This is a genomic window from Streptomyces sp. NBC_01428, from assembly GCF_036231965.1.
Lineage (GTDB): Bacteria > Actinomycetota > Actinomycetes > Streptomycetales > Streptomycetaceae > Streptomyces.
The window spans coordinates 5158018-5181353 of the sequence record NZ_CP109499.1; the positions used below are offsets into that span (position 1 = coordinate 5158018).

The 23336-nt window shown below is 72.5% G+C and carries 20 protein-coding genes; 8 read left to right on the plus strand and 12 right to left on the minus strand.

The features are described from left to right. Positions 1-15: 15 nt before the first annotated feature. Positions 16-2415, minus strand: a complete 2400-nt coding sequence (locus tag OG406_RS22460; protein WP_266847879.1) for a cation-translocating P-type ATPase — start codon at positions 2413-2415, stop codon at positions 16-18. 132 nt (positions 2416-2547) lie between these two features. After that, positions 2548-2820 carry a DUF2530 domain-containing protein gene (locus tag OG406_RS22465; RefSeq protein WP_164372083.1) on the minus strand — a complete coding sequence of 91 codons (273 nt, stop codon included), beginning with the start codon at positions 2818-2820 and terminating at the stop codon, positions 2548-2550. A gap of 240 nt (positions 2821-3060) precedes the next feature. Between OG406_RS22465 and OG406_RS22470 the strand changes: the two genes are divergently transcribed. Next, the gene (locus OG406_RS22470) at positions 3061-4512 is read left to right on the plus strand and encodes an NCS2 family permease (RefSeq protein WP_081217898.1); all 1452 of its coding nucleotides are present in this window, start codon (positions 3061-3063) and stop codon (positions 4510-4512) included. Between the two features lie 33 nt (positions 4513-4545). Here OG406_RS22470 and OG406_RS22475 read toward each other — a convergent pair whose 3' ends face one another. Then, positions 4546-4728, minus strand: coding sequence for a ribbon-helix-helix protein, CopG family (locus tag OG406_RS22475; RefSeq protein ID WP_081217897.1), 183 nt, complete (start codon positions 4726-4728; stop codon positions 4546-4548). A gap of 144 nt (positions 4729-4872) precedes the next feature. Between OG406_RS22475 and OG406_RS22480 the strand changes: the two genes are divergently transcribed. The 3 genes from OG406_RS22480 (at position 4873) to thpR (ending at position 7666) form a co-directional block, all read left to right on the plus strand. Further along, positions 4873-5310 carry a MarR family winged helix-turn-helix transcriptional regulator gene (locus OG406_RS22480; protein ID WP_081217896.1) on the plus strand — a complete coding sequence of 146 codons (438 nt, stop codon included), beginning with the start codon at positions 4873-4875 and terminating at the stop codon, positions 5308-5310. Between the two features lie 344 nt (positions 5311-5654). After that, a complete protein-coding gene (locus OG406_RS22485) occupies positions 5655-6929 on the plus strand; it encodes an MFS transporter (protein ID WP_164372124.1) in 1275 nt (424 codons plus the stop codon). Positions 6930-7075: 146 nt separating this feature from the next. Beyond that, a complete protein-coding gene (thpR, locus tag OG406_RS22490; protein ID WP_164372082.1) occupies positions 7076-7666 on the plus strand; it encodes an RNA 2',3'-cyclic phosphodiesterase in 591 nt (196 codons plus the stop codon). 139 nt (positions 7667-7805) lie between these two features. On the opposite strand, the gene OG406_RS22495 is transcribed toward thpR, so the two are convergent. Then, complete coding sequence (locus OG406_RS22495; RefSeq protein WP_164372081.1) at positions 7806-8798, minus strand: aldo/keto reductase; 993 nt, start codon at positions 8796-8798, stop codon at positions 7806-7808. A gap of 135 nt (positions 8799-8933) precedes the next feature. On the opposite strand from OG406_RS22495, the gene OG406_RS22500 reads away from it, so the two are divergent. Next, a complete protein-coding gene (locus OG406_RS22500) occupies positions 8934-9452 on the plus strand; it encodes a nuclear transport factor 2 family protein (protein ID WP_329187415.1) in 519 nt (172 codons plus the stop codon). Here OG406_RS22500 and OG406_RS22505 read toward each other — a convergent pair. Further along, a complete protein-coding gene (locus OG406_RS22505) occupies positions 9442-10125 on the minus strand; it encodes an SGNH/GDSL hydrolase family protein (protein WP_329187417.1) in 684 nt (227 codons plus the stop codon). The two genes, OG406_RS22500 and OG406_RS22505, sit on opposite strands and share 11 nt — an antisense overlap. Before the next feature lie 177 nt (positions 10126-10302). Here OG406_RS22505 and OG406_RS22510 point away from each other — a divergent pair, with 177 nt between their 5' ends. After that, positions 10303-11313 (plus strand): WD40 repeat domain-containing protein, encoded by a 1011-nt coding sequence (locus OG406_RS22510; protein ID WP_267051136.1) that lies wholly within the window; start codon positions 10303-10305, stop codon positions 11311-11313. 127 nt (positions 11314-11440) lie between these two features. Here the strand turns inward: OG406_RS22510 and serC are convergent, their stop codons facing one another. The 7 genes from serC to OG406_RS22545 all read right to left on the minus strand — a co-directional run bounded on the left by serC (position 11441) and on the right by OG406_RS22545 (position 18662). Continuing rightward, entirely contained in the window at positions 11441-12559 is a 1119-nt protein-coding gene (gene serC, locus OG406_RS22515; RefSeq protein ID WP_164372077.1) for a phosphoserine transaminase, read from the minus strand. 215 nt (positions 12560-12774) lie between these two features. Then, complete coding sequence (locus OG406_RS22520) at positions 12775-14007, minus strand: cytochrome P450 family protein (RefSeq protein WP_081217891.1); 1233 nt, start codon at positions 14005-14007, stop codon at positions 12775-12777. Positions 14008-14107: 100 nt separating this feature from the next. Beyond that, positions 14108-15322, minus strand: coding sequence for a cytochrome P450 (locus tag OG406_RS22525; protein ID WP_164372076.1), 1215 nt, complete (start codon positions 15320-15322; stop codon positions 14108-14110). Beyond that, complete coding sequence (locus tag OG406_RS22530; RefSeq protein ID WP_239155265.1) at positions 15319-15957, minus strand: GTP-binding protein; 639 nt, start codon at positions 15955-15957, stop codon at positions 15319-15321. The genes OG406_RS22525 and OG406_RS22530 overlap by 4 nt, the downstream gene beginning before the upstream one ends. Continuing rightward, positions 15938-16294, minus strand: coding sequence for a DUF742 domain-containing protein (locus tag OG406_RS22535; protein WP_164372075.1), 357 nt, complete (start codon positions 16292-16294; stop codon positions 15938-15940). Before OG406_RS22535 ends, OG406_RS22530 begins: the two co-directional genes overlap by 20 nt. Further along, on the minus strand, positions 16291-16698 hold the full coding sequence (locus OG406_RS22540) for a roadblock/LC7 domain-containing protein (RefSeq protein ID WP_081217889.1): 408 nt from the start codon (positions 16696-16698) through the stop codon (positions 16291-16293). The genes OG406_RS22535 and OG406_RS22540 overlap by 4 nt, the downstream gene beginning before the upstream one ends. Next, positions 16695-18662, minus strand: a complete 1968-nt coding sequence (locus tag OG406_RS22545) for an ATP-binding protein (RefSeq protein ID WP_329187420.1) — start codon at positions 18660-18662, stop codon at positions 16695-16697. The genes OG406_RS22540 and OG406_RS22545 overlap by 4 nt, the downstream gene beginning before the upstream one ends. 229 nt (positions 18663-18891) lie before the next feature. On the opposite strand from OG406_RS22545, the gene OG406_RS22550 reads away from it, so the two are divergent. Further along, positions 18892-22092, plus strand: coding sequence for an FAD-binding and (Fe-S)-binding domain-containing protein (locus OG406_RS22550; protein ID WP_443067100.1), 3201 nt, complete (start codon positions 18892-18894; stop codon positions 22090-22092). Positions 22093-22172: 80 nt separating this feature from the next. Continuing rightward, on the plus strand, positions 22173-23297 hold the full coding sequence (locus tag OG406_RS22555) for a lipid II:glycine glycyltransferase FemX (protein ID WP_164369279.1): 1125 nt from the start codon (positions 22173-22175) through the stop codon (positions 23295-23297). Positions 23298-23336 lie beyond the last annotated feature (39 nt).

A 23336-nucleotide genomic window follows, 5' to 3' on the forward strand; every position in this document is an offset into this window, starting at 1 on the left:
AGCCGGTAACACCGCTCACGCGGGGACGCGGCGGTCGACCAGCCTCCACAGGGCTTCGAGGACGGCCGCCGCGATCACCGAGATCAGCACCGCGATCCACGGCATCGTCGTGCCGACCAGCTTCAGCGCGAAGAAGTGCTGGAGCCACGGCACGACGAGCACCAGCAGGAACGCCCCGCCCATCGAGGCGACGAGGCAGATCCGCCACCAGGTGTAGGGCCGGGCGATGATCGCGAGCACCCACATCGAGATCAGGAACAGCGTCAGCGTCGCGGCGCTCGTCTCGGCGTCCAGCGAGCCGCTCCCGCTGTAGTGGTGCCGGGCGATCAGATAGGTCACGAAGGTGGCGACGCCCGCGACGACCCCGCCGGGGATCGAGTACCGCATCACCCGCCGCACGAAATGGGGCTTCGCCCGCTCCGTGTTGGGCGCGAGGGCGAGGAAGAACGCCGGAATACCGATCGTCAGCGTTGACAGCAGGGTCAGGTGGCGCGGCAGGAAGGGGTATTCGACCTGCCAGCACACCACGAGGACGGCCAGCAGCACCGAGTACACCGTCTTCACCAGGAACAGCGTCGCCACCCGGGTGATGTTCCCGATGACCCGGCGGCCCTCCCCGACCACCGAGGGCAGCGTCGAGAAGCTGTTGTTGAGCAGCACGATCTGCGCCACCGCGCGGGTCGCCTCGGACCCCGAGCCCATACTGACGCCGATGTCGGCGTCCTTGAGGGCCAGCACGTCGTTCACCCCGTCGCCGGTCATCGCGACGGTGTGCCCGCGCGACTGGAGGGCGCCGACCATGTCCCGCTTCTGCTGCGGGGTGACCCGGCCGAACACCGTGCCCTTCTCCAGGGACTTCGCCATCTCGTCCTGCTCCGAGGGCAGCCGGCGCGCGTCCACGACCTCGCCCTTGAGACCCAGCTTGTCGGCGACGGCGCCCACCGACACCGCGTTGTCGCCGGAGATGACCTTGGCCTCGACGTTCTGCTCCGCGAAGTAGCGCAGGGTCTCCGCCGCGTCCGGCCGCAGCCGCTGCTCCAGGACGACGAGCGCGGTGGGCCGCGCGGCCTCCTTCGCGCCGGGGTCCTCCAGGTCCTTGGTGGTCCGGGCGAGCAGCAGCACCCGCAGTCCCGCCTCGTTGAGCCGCTCGGTCTCGGCGAGCGCCGGGTCGCCCTCGGCCAGCAGCACGTCGGGGGCGCCGAGCAGCCAGGTGCTCGCCCCGCCGTCGCTCTCGCTGAACCCGGCGCCGCTGTACTTGCGGGCGGAGGAAAACGGCAGGGACTCGGTGCAGCGCCACCCCTCGCTGTCGGGGTAGGCGGCGATGATCGCCTGGAGGGAGGCGTTGGGCCGCGGGTCGGACGCGCCGAGCGCGCCGAGCACCGTGCGCACGTACCCCTCGTCGGCGCCGTCCAGGGGCCGCAGCTCGGTGACGTCCATGCCGCCCTCGGTGAGGGTGCCGGTCTTGTCGAGGCAGACGGTGTCGACGCGGGCGAGGCCCTCGATGGCGGGCAGCTCCTGCACGAGGCACTGTTTCCGGCCGAGCCGGACGACGCCGATGGCGAAGGCCACGGAGGTGAGCAGGACGAGCCCCTCGGGGACCATCGGCACGATGCCGCCGACGGTGCGCGCGACCGAGTCCTTGAAGCCGTGCTGCTTGACGACGAGCTGGCTGATGATCAGGCCGATGGCGGTCGGGATCATCATCCACGTCACGTACTTGAGGATCGTGGAGATACCGGTGCGCAGTTCGGACTGGACGAGTGTGAAGCGGGAGGCCTCCTCCGCGAGCTGCGCCGCGTACGCCTCCCGGCCGACCTTCGTCGCGGTGAACGCGCCGCCGCCGGCGACCACGAAGCTGCCCGACATCACCTCGTCCCCGGGATGCTTGACCACCGGGTCCGCCTCGCCGGTGAGCAGCGACTCGTCGATCTCCAGCCCGTCGGCCTCCGCGCAGGTGCCGTCGACGACGACCTTGTCGCCCGGCCCGATCTCGATGAGGTCGCCGAGCACGATCTGCGAGGTGCCGACCTCGGTGGCCTCCCCGTCCCTGCGGACCGTCGGTTTCACCTCGCCGATCACCGCGAGGGAGTCGAGGGTCTTCTTGGCCCGCCACTCCTGGACGATGCCGATGCCGGTGTTGGCGATGATCACGTAGCCGAACAGGCTGTCCTGGAACGGCGCGACGGCCAGCATGATCAGCCAGAGGACCCCGATGATCGCGTTGAACCGGGTGAAGACGTTGGCCCGGACGATCTCGCCGATGGAGCGGCTGCTGCGGACGGGGACGTCGTTGACCTCGCCGCGCGCGACCCGCTCGGCCACCTCGGCGGCGGTCAGCCCCTTCGCCCGCCGGGACGCGGGTATGGGCACGGGGTGAACGGGATCGAGTCCGGCGCCCGCGTCGATGTGGGTCATGCATTCGACGGTACGTGCGGATATACGGCTTCACCCGCCGAGCGCCCGAAAGATCCGACCTGGGGAGGACGGGGGCGGCGGGTAATGCTGCCGTGGACGTAGGGGAGGGCCCGAGGGGCCCGGGGGTGGCCGTTACTCCGTCACGGGGGAGGCGGCGTCCGCGGCGAGGGAGCGCTTGATGGCGGCGTCGCGCCTGCGGACGTACCAGATGCCGATCAGGCCGAGGCCCGCGCCGGCCAGGCAGGTCCACACCCACCACAGGTGTCCGTGGTCGTCGAACCAGCCGTAGAACGGCAGCTGCACCAGGAAGAGGACGAACCAGAGGATCGTGCCGCCCGTGATGGTGGCGACGACGGGGCCCTCCAGGGGCTCCGGCGCCTCGTGCTTGGGGGTCCACTTCGCCATGTGCACAGCTTACGAGGAGTGCTATCCGGCCGACGCCCGCACCCTCGCTTCCCTTGTATACCAACGGTCTACGCGCGGAGATAGCGATTTCGGACTCATATGTTCATACTGAAACCGTCCAACTCTGGCCGGTTGTATTCGTACGAAACACCAACGGAAACCTGGGGGAAACCCGTCGGTGACCGGACACTGGCCAGACTTGATCATGTTCCCCATTCCCCTGCTCGTTTGAGGACCCGCATGTCCACCTCGGCCGCCACCCAGGCCCCCGCCCCGCAGGAGCCGGAGTCCCGGCCCGCGCAGAGCGCCCTCGACCGCTACTTCAAGATCTCCGAGCGGGGCTCCAGTATCCCGCGCGAGATCCGCGGCGGTTTCGCCACCTTCTTCGCGATGGCGTACATCATCGTGCTGAACCCGATCATCCTGGGCAGCGCGAAGGACATGTACGGGCACCACCTCGACGGCGGGCAGCTGGTCACCGCCACCGTCCTGACCGCCGCGTTCACCACGCTCCTCATGGGCGTCATCGGCAACGTGCCGATCGCGCTCGCGGCGGGCCTCGGCGTCAACACGGTCGTCGCCCTCCAGCTCGCCCCGCGGATGTCCTGGCCGGACGCCATGGGCATGGTGGTCCTCGCCGGCTTCGTCGTGATGCTGCTGGTCGCCACCGGGCTGCGCGAGCGCGTGATGAACGCCGTGCCGCTCGGCCTGCGCAAGGGCATCGCCATCGGCATCGGCCTGTTCATCATGCTGATCGGCCTGGTCGACTCCGGCTTCGTCTCCCGCATCCCGGACGTCGCCCAGACCACCGTCCCGCTCCAGCTCGGCGGCGACGGACACCTCACCGGCTGGCCGGTCCTGGTCTTCATCCTCGGCACGCTCTTCACGCTGGCCCTGATGGTCCGCAAGGTGCCCGGCGCGATCCTCATCTCGATCGTCACCATGACCGTCGTCGCGGTGATCATCAACGCCGTCGCCACCGTCCCGTCCTGGGGCCTGACCACGCCCAAGTGGCCCGGCAACCCGGTCGCCTCCCCGGACTTCGGCCTCGTCGGCAAGGTCAGCCTCTTCGGCGGCTTCGACAAGGTCGGCGTGCTGACCGGCATCCTCTTCGTCTTCACCGTGCTGCTGTCGTGCTTCTTCGACGCGATGGGCACGATCATGGGCATCGGCGACGAGGCCAAGCTGACCGACGCCCACGGCAACATGCCCGGCATCAACAAGGTCCTCTTCGTCGACGGCATCGCCGTCGCCGCGGGCGGCGCGTCCTCCTCCTCCGCCACCACCTGCTTCGTGGAGTCCACGGCCGGTGTCGGCGAAGGCGCCCGCACGGGCTTCGCGAACGTGGTCACCGGCGCGCTCTTCGCCGTCGCCCTCTTCCTGACCCCCGTCGCCACGATGGTCCCGTCCCAGGCCGCCACCCCCGCGCTCATCGCGGTCGGCTTCCTGATCCTGTCCCACTCGATCAAGGAGATCGACTGGGCGGACTACACGATCGCCATCCCGGCCTTCGTGACGATGATGCTGATGCCGTTCACCTACTCGATCACGAACGGCATCGGCATGGGCTTCATCACCTTCGTGGTGCTGCGCCTGGCGGCGGGCCGCGGGCGGGACGTCCCGGTCGCGATGTACGTGGTGTCGGCGGTGTTCACCTTCTACTACCTGATGCCGGCCCTCGGCCTGACCTGAGCCGGCCGGGGACGGTGACACGGGCACGCGGCCTCACGTGACCCCGTAGAACTTCTCCGTCTCGTCGACGGCGGTCTGGAACCGCTCGTCGAAGTCGTCGCGAATGAGCGTCCGGACCACATAGTCCTGGACGCTCATTCCGCGTTTGGCGGCATGGTGGCGGAGCCGGTCGAGCAGCTCCCCGTCTATACGCAGGCTGAGCACGCTGGTCCCCATGGAGTCGAGGGTCGCCGCATGCCGGGCGGCACCGGGACGCTTTCCGGATCCGGCTCACTCATATGAGTGACCCCGGGGTTCGGTGGCGCGCTTCACGGGCACCCCGTTGGTCTTTAGCGAGAGTAATGAGTTACGCTAAAGAACATGCCTGACCTCACCCAGGGCGACGACGAGGCCGCCGTGAACGCCTTGCGATCCGCAGTGATGCGGTTGTCGCGTCGACTCAAGCACCAGCGGGTCGACGAGTCGCTGAGCCCGACCGAGATGTCGGTGCTCGGCACCCTCGCCCGCTGCGGCACCGCCACGCCCGGCGAACTGGCCCGCAAGGAGCACGTGCAGCCGCCGTCCATGACGCGCATCGTCGCGCTCCTGGAGGCCAAGGGGCTCGTCAGGCTGGAGCCGCACCCCGAGGACCGGCGCCAGAAGGTCGTCACGCAGACCGACAAGGCGGAGGCCATGCTCGAAGAGAGCCGCCGCAAGCGGAACGCGTTCCTGGCCGGGCTGGTCGAGGCCCTCGACGAGGACGAGTGGGCCAAGCTCCGCGAGGCCGCCCCCGTCCTGGAGAAGCTCGCCCACATCTGACCCGCACCACCGGCCCCCACCGATCCCCGATCGGCGGGGGCCGCCCCCAGCAAGCGCCGACGCCCCCCATGACGCCGACGTCCACGACTCCCCGGAGGCGAGCCCTTTTGAGTACGGGACCCGGAGCACACTCCGCCCCCGCACCAGCCACCCACGACTCCTCAGCCGCCCACGACTCCCCGGCCACGGCCGGAACCTCCCCGGCCGGCGCGGAACCCGCACCGGTCGTGGACCCCGCACCGGTGGAGGACCCCGCGCAGGCCGCGCCCGCGACCCCCTCGGCCGCCGCCGGGACCGCGCCGGCCACCGCCGGATCCTCCCCCCGCACCCCGCGCTCCTCCTCGATGTTCAGCTCGCTGAAGGTCCGCAACTACCGGCTGTTCTTCCTGGGCCAGGTCGTCTCCAACACCGGCACCTGGATGCAGCGCATCGCCCAGGACTGGCTGGTGCTGAGCCTGACCGGCTCCTCCGCCGCCGTCGGCATCACCACCGCCCTGCAGTTCCTGCCGATGCTGCTCTTCGGCCTGTACGGCGGCGTCCTCGTCGACCGGCTCCCCAAGCGCCCCACGCTGCTCGTCACGCAGGCGGCGATGGCCCTCACCGGCCTGGCGCTCGCCTTCCTCACCCTCTCCGGACACGTCCAGGTCTGGCACGTCTACCTCGCCGCGTTCGCCGTCGGTCTCGCCACCGTCGTCGACAACCCGGCCCGCCAGTCCTTCGTCTCCGAGATGGTCGGACCCGGCCAGCTGCAGAACGCGGTCAGCCTGAACTCGGCCAACTTCCAGTCCGCCCGCCTGGTCGGCCCCGCCGTCGCCGGACTCCTGATCACCGGCGTCGGCACCGGATGGGCCTTCCTCCTGAACGGACTGTCGTTCGTGGCCCCCATCGCGGGCCTGCTCCTGATGCGCGCCCGGGAACTCCACGTCGTCCAGCGGACCCCGCGCGGCAAGGGCCAGCTCCGCGAAGGCCTGCGCTACGTCGCCGGCCGCCCCGACCTGATCTGGCCGATCGTCCTCGTCGGCTTCATCGGCACCTTCGGGTTCAACTTCCCCGTCTGGCTGTCGGCGTACGCGGACGACACCTTCCACGCCGGCGCGGGCGCCTACAGCCTCTTCAACACGCTGATGGCGCTCGGCTCACTGGCCGGCGCGCTGCTCGCCGCCCGGCGCGGCACCGCACGGCTGCGCGTGCTCATCGCGGCGGCCATCGCCTTCGGCGCGCTCGAAGTGGTCGCCGCGACGGCACCCTCACTGTGGCTGTTCGCCCTGCTGATGGTCCCGATCGGCATCGCAGGCCTGACGGTGAACGTCACCGCGAACACCTCGGTCCAGATGGCCACCGACCCGGCCATGCGCGGCCGCGTCATGGCCCTGTTCATGATGGTCTTCATGGGCGGCTCACCGCTGGGCGCCCCGCTGGTCGGCTGGGTCACCGACGCCTACGGTCCCCGGATCGGCTTCGCGCTCGGCGGCCTCGTCTCGATGGCCGCGGCGACGACGATCGGCCTGGTCCTGGCGCGCCTCGGCGGTCTGCGCGTCTCCCTCGGCTGGCACCGCGGCGCACCCCGGGTCCGCTTCGTGCCCCGCACCCGCACCGAGGAGCACCTGGCCACGGTGTGAGACCCCGCCGGCGCACCGCCGGCCCGACGCCACGGCCGGCCCCCCGCACGCGACGGCCGGCCCCTCGCGTGCGGGGGAGCGGGCGCCGGGCGGGATTCCCTCCACTTCCCTCCACGCGGCCGCGTGGAGGCTGGGAAAGTGGCCGCATGAGACTCTTCGCGGCCGTGCTGCCGCCCGCCGACGCGGTGCGTGAACTCGCCACGGAGGCCGACCTGCTGCGGCGGACACCGGGCGCCGACGCGCTGCGCTGGACGGGCCGCCCCGGCTGGCACTTCACCCTCGCCTTCTACGGCGAGGTCGCCGACACCACCGTCCCGGACCTGACCGAGCGGCTCACCCGCGCCGCCCACCGCACCGCGCCCTTCCCGCTGGCCCTGCGCGGCGGCGGCCACTTCGGCGGCCGCGCCCTGTGGGCGGGCGCCACCGGGGACCTCGACAGCCTGCGCCTGCTGGCCGCCCGCGCGGAGGCCGCCGGACGCAAGGCGGGCATCGCCATGGAGGAACACCGCCCCTACCGGCCCCACCTCACCTTGGCCCGCAGCCGCGACTCCGCCGACTTCACCCCGTACCTCACCGCCCTCGACGGCTTCGCCGGACGCACCTGGACCGTGGGCGAGCTGTGCCTGGTCCGCAGCAACCTGCCGGACTCCGGGATCCCCGGAGAACGGCCCCGCTACGAGACACTGGCCGCCCGGCCGCTGGGGGCGGGCGACGGGACCGGGCAGGCGGACCGTTAACCTCGATGGCGTGAACCCGAAGACCCGTAACCGGATCATGGCCGGTGTGCTCGTGCTGATGTTCGCCGTCGTGGCACTGGCGGCGGCGGTCAGGTAGCGACCGCCACCGCCCGACCCCGGGCGCGCCCCGGGGCCCGCCCTACCAGGCGAACGCCTCCGGAGAGGGACCCGGACCCGGGAAGATCTCGTCGAGACCGTCCAGGACCTCCTGCGACAGCTCCAGCTCCACGGCGCGCAGCGCCGACTCCAGCTGCTCCGCGGTGCGCGGGCCGACGATCGGACCGGTCACCCCGGGACGGGTCAGCAGCCACGCCAGGGCCGCCTCACCGGGCTCCAGACCGTGCTTGTCGAGCAGGTCCTCGTAGGCCTGGATCCGGTCGCGTACGGCCGTGTCGGCGAGGGCGTCCGCGGCCCGGCCGCTCGCCCGGCGGCCGCCCTCGACCTGCTTCCTGATGACCCCGCCCAGCAGCCCGCCGTTCAGCGGCGACCAGGGGATGACCCCGAGCCCGTACTCCTGAGCCGCCGGGATGACCTCCATCTCGGCGCGCCGCTCGGCGAGGTTGTAGAGGCACTGCTCACTGACCAGGCCGATGGTGCCGCCGCGGCGCGCGGCGATCTCGTTGGCCTGCGCGATCTTGTATCCGGGGAAGTTGCTCGATCCCACGTAGAGGATCTTGCCCTGCCGCACCAGGACGTCGATCGCCTGCCAGATCTCGTCGAACGGCGTCGTCCGGTCGACGTGGTGGAACTGGTAGATGTCGATGTGGTCGGTCCGCAGCCGCTTCAGGCTGGCGTCGACGGCCCGCCGGATGTTCAGGGCGGACAGCTTGTCCTGGTTGGGCCACGGCTCGCCCTCGGCGCCCATGTTCCCGTAGACCTTGGTCGCGAGAACCGTCCGCTCGCGCCGGTCGCCGCCCTGGGCGAACCAGTTCCCGATGATCTCTTCCGTACGGCCCTTGTTCTCGCCCCAGCCGTACACGTTCGCCGTGTCGAAATAGTTGATGCCCGCGTCCAGCGCCGCGTCCATGATGGCGTGGCTGTCGCCTTCGTCGGTCTGCGGTCCGAAGTTCATGGTGCCGAGGACGATCCGGCTGACCTTGAGCCCCGTGCGTCCGAGCTGTGTGTACTTCATGAGGCCTCAGCCAACGCCTTCGAGCCCGCTCGAAGCAAGGGCGCCACCCGGCTCCCGACGGTGTTCCCACCCGGCCTCCCGACGGTGCCCCCGGAGCCTTGACCTCGACCTTGGTTCAGGTCGCAGCCTGGAGGCATGACGACCTTCACCGAACAGGACCACGGCGACCTCGCCCGGCTCGTCGGCCGGTTCTTCCGCTCCCTCGACGAACGGCACTTCGACGAGGACTGGGCCCGCGCCTTCTTCACCGACGACATACGGGGCCGGAGCCCCGTCGGGGACTCCCGGGGACGGCCGGCGATGCTCCGGCAGACCGCCGAGGCGGTCGGCCGGTTCGACCGCACCCAGCACATGGCCACCGACGTCCTCACCGACTCGGCGCCCGACGGCCGCACGGCCACGGTCACCTGGAACGCGCTGATGACCCACGTGCACCGCGACACCACCCTGAAGACCCGCGGTCCGGACGCCGACCCCGTGTTCACGGTGGGCGGCCACTGGCGGGCCACCGTGCGGCGCACCCCGGACGGCTGGCGCTTCCAGGAGACGTCCGTCGACGCCGTCTGGACCCGCGGCGAACCCCCGCTCCTCGGACCGGCCGCGGACGGACGCCGAGAGCCTCCGGACGGACGGCCGGACCCCGCTAGGGGGTGACCGCCGCGTACGGCTCGCCCAGGCCCCACGCCTGGTGCATCGCCTCGGCGAACCCCTCCGCGATCCTGTGCTCGCCGCGCGCGTTCGGATGCGTGCCGTCGTAGGTGTCGAAGGCGATGTCGTACGACGGCGGCGGGGACGCCAGGAGCAGCGGGGAGCGCGGCTCGTCCAGGTCGGCGACCGTCTTGGCGAGCAGCTCGTTGAACGCGGCGACCTCGGCGGCGAAGGGGGCGTCGGACTCGGCCCGCACGTTCGGTATCACCGGGAGCAGCACCATCCGCACCCGCGGGTTCGCGGCCCGCGCCTCCGCCACGAACAGCCGGACGTTGTCGGCCGTCTGCACCGCGTTGGTGTAGAAACCCAGGTCGATCAGGCCGAGGGACACCAGCAGGACGTCGGCACGCTGCGCGCGGACCGTCTCGCGGACGACCGGCGCCATGTGCTGCCAGCCCTCGCCCCAGCCAGCCAGATGACCGCGCGGGAAGTCGGGGTCGGCGTACTCGTAGGAGTCGGCGGCGCCCGTCGCCATGTCGTAGAGCGTCTCGCGCGGACCGACGATCTCGAACGGGCCCCCGTAGGTCGCCCGCAGGTGCTGCCACATCCGGTAGCGCCATGTGTGTTCGCCCGCGCTACCGATCGTCATGGAGTCCCCGACGGGCATGAACCTGAGCATCCGCTCATCATGAACGATCGGCGGGGGCCCGATGAGCCCTCCCGATGTGAGGCCTGCCACTGTGCGCACGGCCCACCGCCCCTCCACGGCCCGCGGTTGGCGGACCCGCGGCCGGTACGGGACCGTTCGGCGGGCGCCGCCGACGCGAACGCCGGGGCGGGGTGGCAGGCTTGGGCCATGCGCCGATCGCCCTCGTTCCGTACCGGGACCGCCGCCGGAGCCCTCGCCGGAGCCCTTGTCGTAGCCGTCGCCTCCATCGCCTTCGCGGCACCGGCCCTCGCCGACGGAGGGGACGACGGATTCACCATCAAGGACCCCCGCATCACCGAGTCCAGCGGCCTCGCCGCCTCCCGCATCCACCCCGGCGTGTACTGGACCCACAACGACAGCGACGACGGCGCCTACCTGTACGCCGTCGACAGCCGGACGGGCCGCACCGTCGCGACGGTCACCCTGAGCGGCGTCGGCGCGCCCCGCGACGTCGAGGCGATCTCCCTGGGCCCCGACGGCGACCTGTACGTCGGCGACATCGGCGACAACCTCGGCGGCAAGTGGGACCACGTGTGGATCTACAAACTGCCCGAGCCGAAGGTCCTCAAGGACCAGACGATCCGCGCCACCCAGTACGTCGTGAAGTACTCCGACGGCGCCCGCAACGCCGAAGCCCTGATGGTCCACCCCAAGACGGGCCGCGTGTACATCGCCGACAAGGACGAGGACGGCGGCCACCTCTACGAAGGCCCCGCCCGGCTCTCCCCGACCGGCACCAACGTCTTCAAGCCCGTCGCCACCGTCGACCTGTGGGTCACCGACGGCGCGTTCTCCCCCGACGGCCGCCACCTCGCCGTACGCGGCTACTTCGGCGGCATCCTCTACGACTGGAACGGCGGCGCCATCAAACGCGAGAGCCGCCTGAACGTGCCCCTCCAGGGCCAGGGCGAGTCCGTCACCTACACCACCGACGGAACGAAACTCATGTACGGCAGCGAGGGCGCGAACAGCCCCGTCCAGCCGGAGGACGCCCCCGGCGCGTCCGCATCCGACGGCAAGTCCCCCTCACAGGGCGGCGGTTCCGCCTCCGGTGACGACGGCGGCCCGATGAGCGGCAGCCTCAAGGTCGGCGCCGTCGCGGTCGCCGCGCTGCTCGCCGTGGTCTTCGGCCTGCGGCGGCTGCTGCGCCGCGACTGACCCGGACAGGCCGGACCTCGAGTCCGGGACGAGAACCGGCACACGACGGCGCGAGGGGCGCCCGGCACGTTCCCGTGCCGGGCGCCCCTCGCCCGTACCGCCCGAAGTCCCCGTGGGGGAGCGGTGGTTACAGCTTCTCGATCACGTAGTCGATGCACTGCGTGAGCGCCTCGACGTCCGCCGGGTCGATCGCCGGGAACATGGCGACGCGCAGCTGGTTGCGGCCGAGCTTGCGGTAGGGCTCGGTGTCGACGATGCCGTTGGCGCGCAGGGCCTTGGCGACGGCGGCGGCGTCGATCTCGTCGGCGAAGTCGATCGTGCCGATGACCTGCGAGCGCTTCGCCGCGTCGGTGACGAACGGGGTCGCGTACTTGCTGTCCTCGGCCCAGCGGTACAGACGCGAGGAGGAGTCCTTCGTACGGGCCGTCGACCAGGCGAGGCCGCCCTGGCCGTTGATCCACTCCAGCTGCTCGTTGAGCAGGAAGAGCGTCGCGAGGGCCGGGGTGTTGTACGTCTGGTTCTTGCGGGAGTTGTCGATCGCGGTGGGCAGCGAGAAGAACTCCGGGACGTGCCGCCCCGAGGCGTGGATCCGCTCGGCGCGCTCGACGGCGGCCGGGGAGAACACGCCGATCCACAGGCCGCCGTCGGAGGCGAAGGACTTCTGCGGGGCGAAGTAGTAGACGTCGGTCTCGGCGATGTCGACGGGCAGGCCGCCGGCGCCGGAGGTGGCGTCCACCAGCACGAGGGAGCCCTCGTCGGCGCCCGCGACCCGCTTGATCGGGGCGGCGACACCGGTCGAGGTCTCGTTGTGGGTGAAGGCGTAGACGTCGACGCCCGCCTCGGCGGCCGGCTCGGGGTGGGTGCCCGGGTCGGAGGAGACGACGGTCGGGTCGGCGAGCCACGGCGCGAGCTTGGCGGCCTTCGCGAACTTCGAGGAGAACTCGCCGAACGTGAGGTGCTGCGACTTGTTGTCGATCAGTCCGTGCGTCGCGACGTCCCAGAACGCGGTGGAGCCGCCGTTTCCGAGGACCACCTCGTATCCGTCGGGCAGCGAGAACAGCTCACGCACGCCCTCGCGGACCGTGCCGACCAGGTTCTTGACCGGGGCCTGGCGGTGGGAGGTGCCGAGCAGGGAACTGCCGGTCGCGGCCAGCGCGTCGAGCGCCTCCGTCCGCACCTTGGAGGGGCCAGCGCCGAATCGTCCGTCGGCGGGCTTGATGTCAGCGGGGATCTGGATATCAGCCACGCGGGGAGCCTAGCCGGTCGGGGAAACCTGGTCGAAACGTCGTCCGGCGGCTGAGACGGGAGGAGGACGCGACGGAGAGAACGGGAAGAGCCGGGGAGATGCCCGGGTGAGGCAGGGAGAGGCGAGGAGAGGCGGGGGAGGAGAGGGGCGGCCCGCCGGCCCCGGGCCGGCGGGCACTGCCGGGGGCGTCCTCCGGGGAGGACACCCCCGGCACCTCATCCGGCGATCAGCCGCACCGGCAGTTCGAACAGGTCGTTCTGCGTCACCACCGGCTTGTTCCGCAGCTCCGACGCCGGCACCGCGAGGTCCAGGCCGGGGAAACGCGCGTACAGGGCGGGCAGCGCGACGCCCGCCTCCAGGCGGGACAGGGCGGCACCGGGGCAGACGTGCGGGCCGTGCCCGAAGGAGATGTGCCGGGGACCCTCCGAGCGGCCGATGTCGAAGGCGCCCGCCGTCGGGCCGTGCGCGTTCTCGTCCCGGCCGATCGCCCCGTACGACACGATCAGCGCGTCGCCCGCCGGGATCACCTTGTCGCCGACCGGGACGTCCTCGGTCGCGAAACGGATCAGGACGTGCGAGGTCGGGGTGGAGTGACGCAGCGTCTCCTCGACGACCGCGGACCAGTCGGCCTCGCCGGACAGGACGCGGGCGCGCTGCTCGGGGTGGGCGGACAGGTTGACGACCGCGTTGACGATCAGGGAGATCGTCGTCTCGTGGCCTGCGGCGACCATCAGCTGCAGGGTGGAGACGATCTCCTCGTCGGTGAGGTGGTCGCCGTCCTCGGAGGCCAGGATCAGCGCGCTGGTCAGGTCGTCGCCCGGCGCCGCCCGCTTCGCCGCGACCGTGTCCGCCATGATCCCGGCCAGCTCGGTGAGCGTCGCGATGACCTCGGCGGGCGGCGTCTGCGTGGAGAAGAACTTCTCGAACAGCTCCTTGAGCCGCGGCAGCCGCGCCTCCTCGATGCCCATGAGGTCGGCGACGACGTACATGGGCAGCGGGTACGCGAAGTCGGCCTTCAGGTCGACGACGTCGCCGTCGAGCCCGTCGAGGTCGTCGAGCAGACCCTCCGTCAGCTTCGCTATCCGCTCCCGCATCTGCTCCACCCGCCGCGGGGTGAGCGCCTGCGCGACCAGCGTGCGCATCCTGCGGTGGTCGGCGCCGTCCACGGTGAGCATGGAGCGGCCCGGGTTGGCGAGTCCGATCAGCGGCCAGTCGGGGGCGATCTCCCCGCGCTGCCAGGCACCCCACACGTTGATGTCCTTGACCAGGCGGGGGTCGGTGAGCAGGGCGCGCGCCTCGGCGTGGTGCGTGACCGCCCACACGGGGACGCCGCCGGGCAGCTCGACGGCGGCGAGGGGGCCCGCGGCGCGCAGCGCCTCGCTCTCGCCGTCCAGGTCGGTGACGAAGGGGTCCAGGACGATGCGGGTCTCTTCGGTACCGGTGCTCATGCGGGGGTCCCTCCAGGGGGCGGGGTAGGAGTACGGCGTCTTCCCGGGGGCAGCCCCCGGAGCCCGGCCGGCGGATGGGCCGGCCGGGTGCGTCGGGGTCTCAGAGGACGGGCACGGGCGTGAACGTGACGGGCAGTTCGTCCAGGCCCCGCAGCCACGGGGAGGGGCGCCGGGTGAGGGACTCGGCGGGCACGGCCAGGTCGATGTCGGGCAGCCGGTCCAGGACGACCTCGATACCGGTCCGCGCGATGACCTCGGCGACCTCCTGCGCGGGGAACGGGCAGCGGTGCTCGCCGTGCCCGAACGAGAAGTGGGCGTTGTTCCCGCCGGTGAGCGCGGAGCTGTCGGTGCGGACCTGCGGGTCGGAGTTGGCGCCCTGCAGGCCGAGGAGCACGAGGTCGCCGGTGCGGATGCGGCGCCCGCCGAGCTGGGTGTCGCGCGAGGCCCACCGTCCGGCGACGTTCTGGGTGGGGGTGTCCTCCCACAGGACCTCGTTCATGGCCTCGGCGACACTGTGCCGGCCGCCGAAGAGGGAGGCGGCGAAGCGGTCGTCGGTGAGCATCAGGCGCAGCGAGTTGCCGATCCAGTCGGCGGTGGGCTGGTGCCCGGCGGCCATCATGACCATCAGGTCCTGGGCGATCTCCTCGTCGGTGAACCCGGAGGGGTCGGCGAGCATCCGGGACACGACGTCGTTCGCCGGCGTCTCCTTGCGGTCGGCGAGCAACCGCGCCATGGAGGCGGCGAGATGACGCTGCCCGTCGAGCGCCCCCTCCCGCCCGTTGATCATGTCGTTGAGTGCGGTGACCAGGCCGGGGCCCTGCTCGTCGGAGAAGCCGTAGAGCGTGGCGAGGACCCGGACCGGGAGCAGGGCCGCGTAGTCGCCGACGATGTCCGTCTCGCCCTTGGCGCAGACGGCGTCGATGAGTTCGTCGGCGAACTTCTCGGCGTGCGACCGCAGTTCGAAGGGGTCGACGGCTTCGAGGGCGTCACTGATCATCGCGGCACGTTCGCGGTGCCGTTCACCGACCGTGTACAGGATGGACGGCTGCTTGCGGCCGATCATCGGCAGCAGCGGCCAGTCGTCGGGGATGCGGTCCCACTGGTTCCACAGGTCCGAGTCGCGGCTGAACAACTGCGGGTCGCCGGTCACCTGGTGGAGTTCGCGGTAGCCGACGACGAGGAACGCGGGGATGTCGCCGTCGAGGACGACGGGCACGACCGATCCGTGGTCGCGCCGCATCTCCCGGTACAGCTCCGCCGGTTCGGTCTGGAACCGGGGGCCGCTGAGCGGGACGGGGGCGGGGGTGGGGCTCACAGCGCGGGCTCCGGTGCGGTCAGGGCGTCCTCCGCGGTGGCGGCGCCGTGGCGGGCGTGCAGGGACTGGAGGTGTTCCACGAGCGTGATCAGCACGCGCTTGCTGGACTCCCGGGAACGGGCGTCGCAGTCGAGGAGCGGCACGTGCGGGTCGAGGTCGAGGGCCTCCCGGATCTGCGCCGGGGTGTGCGTGGGTCCGCCGAAGTCGTTGCACGCCACGATGAACGGGGTGCCGTGGTGCTCCAGCCGGTCGATGGCGTACCAGGAGTCGTCGATACGGCGGGTGTCGACGAGGACGACGGCGCCGAGCGTGCCGGAGAACAGCCGGTCCCACAGGAACCAGAACCGTTCCTGGCCGGGCGCCCCGAACAGGTACAGCACGTTGCGGGCGTCGAGCGTGATGCGGCCGAAGTCGAAGGCGACGGTGGTCGCGGACTTGCCGCGCACCTCGCTGATGTCGTCGACGGCCTCGCCGGCCTGCGTCATCGTCTCCTCGGTGTTGAGGGGACGTATCTCGCTGACCGAGCGGACCAGGGTCGTCTTGCCGACGCCGAAGCCGCCCACGACCACGATCTTCAGGCCGTTGTCGGCCGACGCCGACAGGGGCGCACGAGCGTCAGAGGTTACGGAGTCCAACGAGCACCTGCTCCAGGATGTCGGGATCGGGAAGACCGGAGGGAACGGTGGTGTGCGGGTGACGGGCACTGACCCGGCCCGCGGAGAGCAGGTCGGACAGCAGGATGCGGGTGATCGACACCGGCAGCGCGAGTTCCGCCGCGATCTCCACGACGGCGGTGGGCCGTTCGCACATCCGCAGGATCGCGGTGTGCTCGGACTGCATTCCCGTCACCGGCTCGCACTCGGCGACCACCAGGGTCACGAGGTCGAAGGGGGTGTCGGGACCGGACCGGCTGCGGCCTCCGGTGAGGGTGTACAGCCGGTCGGGTGCGTCGTCCCTGCCGGGACGGCTCATGACGTCCGCGGCGGCGCGCTCAGGTACTCGCCCAGCTGTTCCACGAGCTCGCTCATGTTGTGCCCGACGAGCCCGGCGTCCGCGTCCTCCGCGGTGACGACGGCGAGATGCGCGCCGTCGCCGGCCTCCACGATGAACAGCACCCCGCCGTAGAACTCGGCCATCGCCGAGCGCACGCCTCCGGAGCCGTCGCCGAACTCGACGGACGCGCCGTGCGACAGCGACTGGATACCGGCGGCGATCGCGGCGAGCTGGTCGGCCTGGTCGACCGACAGTTCGGGGGTGCGGCACAGCTTCAGGCCGTCGCGGGAGAGCACGAGCGCGTGCCGGGCGCCCGGGGTGCGCTCGAGGAGGCCCTCGATGAGCCAGGAGAGCTTCTCGTCGGCGGTGATGGTGCCGGTCATGAGGTGGTGTCGCCTTCCGGGAGCGCGTGCTGGGTGGGGGTGTTCGTCGAAAGGGGCGCGGGCGGAGCGCCCTGCGCGCCGGCCTCGCCGCGGGGGCCGTCCGTGCCGTTCGTGCCGCGGGCGCGGTCCGCGTCGGGTGCGGTCCGCTGTCCGGGGACCTGGTCCTCGGCGCGGGCCCGCGCGGGCTCCTCGCCCTGCGCCTCCTCGGCCCGTACGGCCTCGGGGGCGTCCGGCGCGGTGCCGCGCACCGCCTGCCGGAAGCTGCCGAAGCGGGCCGCGGACCGGGTCCTCGGATCCTCCCCGCCACGGGCTTCGGGGGCGGGCTGCGGTGTCGTGTGGGAGCGGCTGCGCTCGGCGTGGGCGAGGGTGCGGCCCCGGCGCCGCTTGGGCAGTCCGCCGGTGGCGGAGGGCCCCGGTTCGTGCCGGGGCGAGTCGTGTGCCGGTACGGGGTCGGGGTCGAGGTCACCGGCCGCTCGGCCCGCCGCGTACGACACGGGGGCGGTGGGGGAGTCCTCGGCGGGCCGGGAGGCGCGGTCGTCGTCGCCCCCGTCCGGACCGGCCGTCTCCCGCCGCTCGCCGGGGCCGTGCTGCGCCTCGGGCTCCCGGTGGGCGCGGGTGCCGGGCGCCGAGCTGTGGCCGGCGACGGCGACGGCGGCGGGCGCGGGCGTGGCCGCCGTGCCGGCCTCGGGGGTCGTGCCGGGTGTGGCGTCGGGCGCGGTGCCCGGCACGGTGCTCGGCGGGGTGAGGAGGTCCTGCGGGATGAGGACGAGGACGCCGGTGCCGCCGCGCGCGGAGGGCCGGAACGACACCTTCAGACCGTGCTTGCGGGCGAGCCTGCCGACCACCGCGAGGCCGAGGCGGGTGCCGGTGAGGCCACCGAGGCCGCCGGTGTCCGCGGCCTCGCCGGAGACGGCGCGCTCCGCGCGGCGCAGCTGGACGTCGCCCATCACCAGGCCGCTGTCCTCGACGGAGACGATGACGCCGGCCGGGACCTCCTCCACGTACACGTGGACCTCGGCGGTCGGCGGGGAGAACGTGGCGGCGTTGTCGAGGAGTTCGGCGAGCGCGTGCATGACGCCCTCGGCGGCGTGCCCGGCGACGGCGGCCTCGCTCGCGGAGTGCACGCGCACCCGCTGGTAACCGCCGATGCGGCCCATGGCGCCGCGCAGGATCGACTCCATGACGATGGGGCGGGCCCAGCGGCGTCCGGAGCGGGCGCCCGCCAGGACGGCGACGGAGTCGGCGAGCCGGCCGGCCTGCGCGGTGCGGTGGTCGAGGTGGAGGAGGTCGGCGAGGACGTCCTCGTCGGAGTGCTTCTCCTCCATGGCCCGCAGGTCGGCGAGCATGCCGGTGGACAGTGCCTGCATGCGTCCGGCCGCGTTGGCGGTCGCGGAGATCGCGGCGGCACGCTCGCCGGCGGCCTGCCGGGCGCGGGTGTCGAGTTCGGCGTTGCGGGCGGTCAGGCGGGCGCGGTCGGCGGCGAACCGGTCGCGTTCCGCGGCGGACTCCTCGGCGAGACGGTCGCGTTCGGCGGTGAATTCCGCGGTGAGGCGGTCGCGTTCGCGCGCGGCGTCCTCGGTCAGCCGGGTCCGTTCACGGTCGGCGTTCTCGGCGGCGTGCACGCGGTCGCGGGCGGCCTCGTCCGCGAGCCGGGCCCGTTCCTGGCCGAACTCCTCGGCCTGTCGGGCCCGTTCGTGCAGGAGCCGGCCCGTGTCCTGGGTCACCGACTCGAGCCGGCCGCGCAGGAGTCGCGCGGCCCGGACGGATCGGGCGGCCACCGCGACGGCCGCGCACAGCAGCACGGCGGCGGTGCCGAGACCCCAGGCGAGCGGGGCCCGGGCGGTCGCGGGGGCGAGCAGGACGGCGGCCACCACGGCGATCGCGGCCAGTGCGACGGCGGTCAGCACGGGGGGTGCGATGGCGCGCAGGGCGGGTCGTTCGCCGGAGGGCAGGGGCGGGGTCATCAATCGGTCCTCGGTCGTGTTCCTGGGGGAAGAACGTGTCCTCGGTCGTGTCCTCGGTCGGGTCCTGGGCGAGAAGCGACACCTGGTGCTCAACTGGCGGTCACTATATGAGAGTTCGTGATCGGATTGGGAAGGTTCGGAAAGCGGTCTCATGATCGGCCCGGCAAAACGGGGCCATTCGGATACCCGCCGGGCAGCCCGCGCGGACACCCGGCGGCATCCTGGACCCATGACGGATCTCGGCGGACGGCCCCACGGACAGCCGGAACGACGACCGGAACGACGACCGGAACCACACCCCCGGGCACACCCCGCACGACCGCCCGGCACCTCCCCGGACGCACCCGAAGCCACCCCCGACCTACGGGCCGCCCTCACCCGCGCCGTCCGCGGCGACGTCGCCTTCGACACCACCGCCCGCGCCCTCACCACCATGGACGCCTCCAACTACCGCCGCGTCCCCCTCGGCGTCGTCTCCCCCTACGACGCCGACGACATCGCCGCCACCCTCGCCGTCTGCCGCGACCACGCGATCCCCGTCGTCCCCCGCGGCGGCGGCACCTCCATCGCCGGACAGGCCACCGGCACCGGCATCGTCCTCGACCTCACCCGCCACATGAACCGCGTCCTCGACCTCGACCCCACCACCCGCACCGCCCGCGTCCAGCCCGGCACCGTCCTCGACCGCCTCCAGGAAACCGCCGCCCCGCACGGCCTGCGCTTCGGCCCCGACCCCTCCACCCACAGCCGCTGCACCCTCGGCGGCATGATCGGCAACAACTCCTGCGGCACCCACTCCGTCGCCTGGGGCACCACCGCCGACAACGTCCACACCCTCACCGTCATCGACTCCACCGGCCGCACCGCCCACCTCGGCCGCCACGGAGCCGGCGCCCCCGACGGCCTCCTCGACCTCGTCACCGGCGAACTCGCCCTGCTGCGCACCGGATACCCCGACCTCCCCCGCCGCATCTCCGGCTACGCCCTCGACGCCCTCCTGCCCGAACGCGGCACCGACGTCGCCCGCGCCTACTGCGGCACCGAAGGCACCTGGGGCATCCTCACCGAAGCCGAGATCCGCCTCGTCGAGACACCCCCCGCCCGCGCCCTCGCCGTCCTCGGCTACCCCGACGAGAGCGCCGCCGCCGACGCCGCCGCCGGCCTCCTCCCGCACCGGCCCCTCACCGTCGAAGGCATGGCCGCCGACCTCGTCCCCACCCCCACCGCCCTGCCCCGCGGCGGAGCCTGGCTGTTCGTCGAGACCGGCGGCACCACCCCCGCCGAAGCCCGCGCCCACGCCGACACCATCGTCCGCGCCGCCGACGTCACCGACGCCCTCGTCGTCACCGACCCCGCCGCCCAACACGCCCTGTGGCGACTGCGCGAGGACGCCTCCGGCACCGCCACCCGCATCCCCGCCACCACCGGCCCCGCAGCCGAGGCCTGGCCCGGCTGGGAGGACTGCGCCGTACCCCCCGCCCGCCTCGGCGCCTACCTCCGCGACTTCCGCGCCCTCCTCGCCGACCACCACCTCCGCGGCACCCCCTACGGACACTTCGGCGACGGCTGCATCCACGTCCGCATCGACTTCGACCTCCTCACCACCCCCGGCATCGCCCGCTTCCGCCGCTTCTCCCAGGACGTCGCCCACCTCGTCGTCTCCCACGGCGGCTCCCTCTCCGGCGAACACGGCGACGGACAGGCCCGCGCCGAACTCCTCCCCGCCATGTACGGCCCCGACCTCGTCCACCTCTTCGAACGCGCCAAAGACCTCTGGGACCCCCACAACCTCCTCAACCCCGGCATCCTCGTCCGCCCCCACCGCCTCGACGAGAACCTCCGCTTCGCCCCCCTCCCGCACCACCCCGTCGACGTCGCCTTCGGCTACCCCGCCGACGACGGCGACTTCACCGCCGCCGTCCGCCGCTGCGTCGGCGTCGCCAAATGCCGCACCACCACCCCACCCGGCCACGACGTCATGTGCCCCTCCTACCGCGCCACCGGCGACGACACCCACTCCACCCGCGGCCGCGCCCGCCTCCTCCACGAAATGCTCGCCGGCGAGATCATCACCGACGGATGGCGCTCCACCGAGGTCCGCGACGCACTCGACCTGTGCCTCTCCTGCAAGGGCTGCCGCTCCGACTGCCCCGTCGGCGTCGACATGGCCACCTACAAGGCCGAATTCCTCCACCACCACTACGCCGGCCGCCGCCGCCCCCGCAGCCACTACACCCTCGGACGCTTCCCCGGCTGGCTCGCCACCGTCACCCGCACCCGCACCGCCCGCATCGTCAACACCCTCGCCGCCCTGCCCCCCGCCGCCGCGCTCGCCAAACACCTCGCCGGCATCGCCCCCGACCGCACCATCCCCCGCCTCGCACCCCGGACCTTCACCCAGTGGTGGACCGAACGCCTCCGCGACCGGGCCCGCACCCACGAACAACCCGGCCACACCACACCCCCACCCGCCCCCCTCACCCCCGGCCCCGCCGCCCCCACGTCCGACGGCCCGGCCCCCGCCCCCGCCGGCTCCACCCCCGCCGGCCCGGCCCCCGCCCCCGCCGGCTCCACCCCCGCCGGCCCGGCCCCCGCCCCCGCCGGCCCCACCGTCCTCCTCTGGCCCGACACCTTCACCGAACACCTCACCCCCTCCGTCGGACGCGCCGCCGTCCACGTCCTGGAAGCCGCCGGACTCACCGTCCTCCTCCCCCCACGCACCTCCCCACGCCACGGACCCGTCGGCGACGGCACCACCCGAGGCCCCCTCCACCCCCGCCACCTCCTGCCCCACCCCACCCGACGCACCTGCTGCGGACTCACCTACATCAGCACCGGCCAGCTCGACCACGCCCGCACCGTCCTGCGCCACACCCTCGACCTCATCGAGCCCCAGCTCGCCATCGACGGCCTCCCCGTCGTCGTCCTCGAACCCAGCTGCGCCGCCACCCTGCGCACCGACCTCCCCGAACTCCTCCCCGACGACCCCCGCGCCCACCGCCTCGCCACCGCCGTCGTCACCTTCGCCGAAGCACTCGAACGCCACGCCCCCCACTGGACACCACCCCGCCTCGACCGCCCCGTCGCCGGCCAGACCCACTGCCACCAGCACGCCGTACTCGGCGACGACGCCGAACAACGCCTACGCGCCGCCGCCGGCCTCACCGGCACCCTCTCCGGCGGCTGCTGCGGCCTCGCCGGCAACTTCGGCTTCGAAAAAGGCCACGAAGACGTGTCGACCGCCTGCGCCGAAGAACAACTCCTGCCCGCCGTACGCGCCGCAGCCCCCGACGCCGTGATCCTCACCGACGGCTACTCCTGCCGCACCCAACTGGCCCACCACAGCGACCGCACCGGCCGCCACCTGGCGGAGGTCCTCGCCGAGGCCCTGCGGACCCGCGCCCGGGACACCGGCTCAGGCACCCCCTGATCAGTACGCTGACCACGGCCGACCACGGCCGTCACACCACCGGGCCCCGCCGGACCGAGGACCACGAGGAGCACACCCGCATGACCCTCCGCCTCCAGACGATCACCCGAGACGACCATCTCGCCTTCGTCCGATCCCGCCCCTCGGCCAGCCACATGCAGGTCCCGTCCTGGGGCGACGTGAAACCCGACTGGCAGACCGAGAGCCTCGGCTGGTTCGACGAACACGGACACCTCCAGGGCGCCGGACTCGTCCTCCTGCGCCCCCTCCCCAGGATCAAGCGCTACCTCGCCTACCTCCCCGAGGGCCCCGTCATCGACTGGCACGCCCCCGACCTCGCCGAACGCTGGCTCCGCCCCCTGCTCACGCACCTCAAGTCACGCGGTGCGTTCACCGTCAAGATGGGACCGCCCGTCGTCGCCCGCCGCTGGAGCGCCGACACCGTCAAAACCGCCATCGCCGACCCCGCCGCACGACGCCTCGCCGACGTACCCCCCACCTCCGAGGACCCCGCGGCCGCCGACATCGCCGACCGGCTGCGCGCCATGGGCTGGCAGCGGACCGAACCCGGCGGCGAGGACGGCTTCGCCGCCGGCCAGCCCCGCTACGTCTTCCAGACCCCCCTCGCCGGCCGCACCCTCGACCAGGTCCACCAGGGCCTCAACCAGCAGTGGCGGCGCAACATCAAGAAAGCCGACAAGGCCGGTGTCAAAGTCGTCCGCGGCGGCTACGACGACCTCCCCGCCTTCTACGAGCTGTACGCGGAGACCGCCGAACGCGACCGCTTCATCCCCCGCCCCCTGCCCTACTTCCAGCGCATGTGGACCGCCCTCACCACCGAGGACCCCGACCGCATGCGCCTCTACCTCGCCCACCACGACGGCGACATCCTCGCCGCCGCCACCATGCTCACCGTCGGCACCCACGTCTGGTACTCCTACGGCGCCTCCACCAGCCGCCGCCGCGAGGTCCAGCCCAACAACGCCATCCAGTGGCGCATGATGACCGACGCCCACGAACTCGGCGCCACCGTCTACGACTTCCGCGGCATCACCGACACCCTCGACGAGACCGACCACCTCGTCGGCCTCCTCCGCTTCAAGGCGGGCGCGGGCGGCGAAGCCGCCGAATACCTCGGCGAATGGGACTTCCCCCTCAACCGCCTCCTCCACAAGGCCCTCGACCTCTACATGACCCGCCGCTGACCCGCCGCCGACCCGTAGCCCGCCCGCCCCCGAACGGTG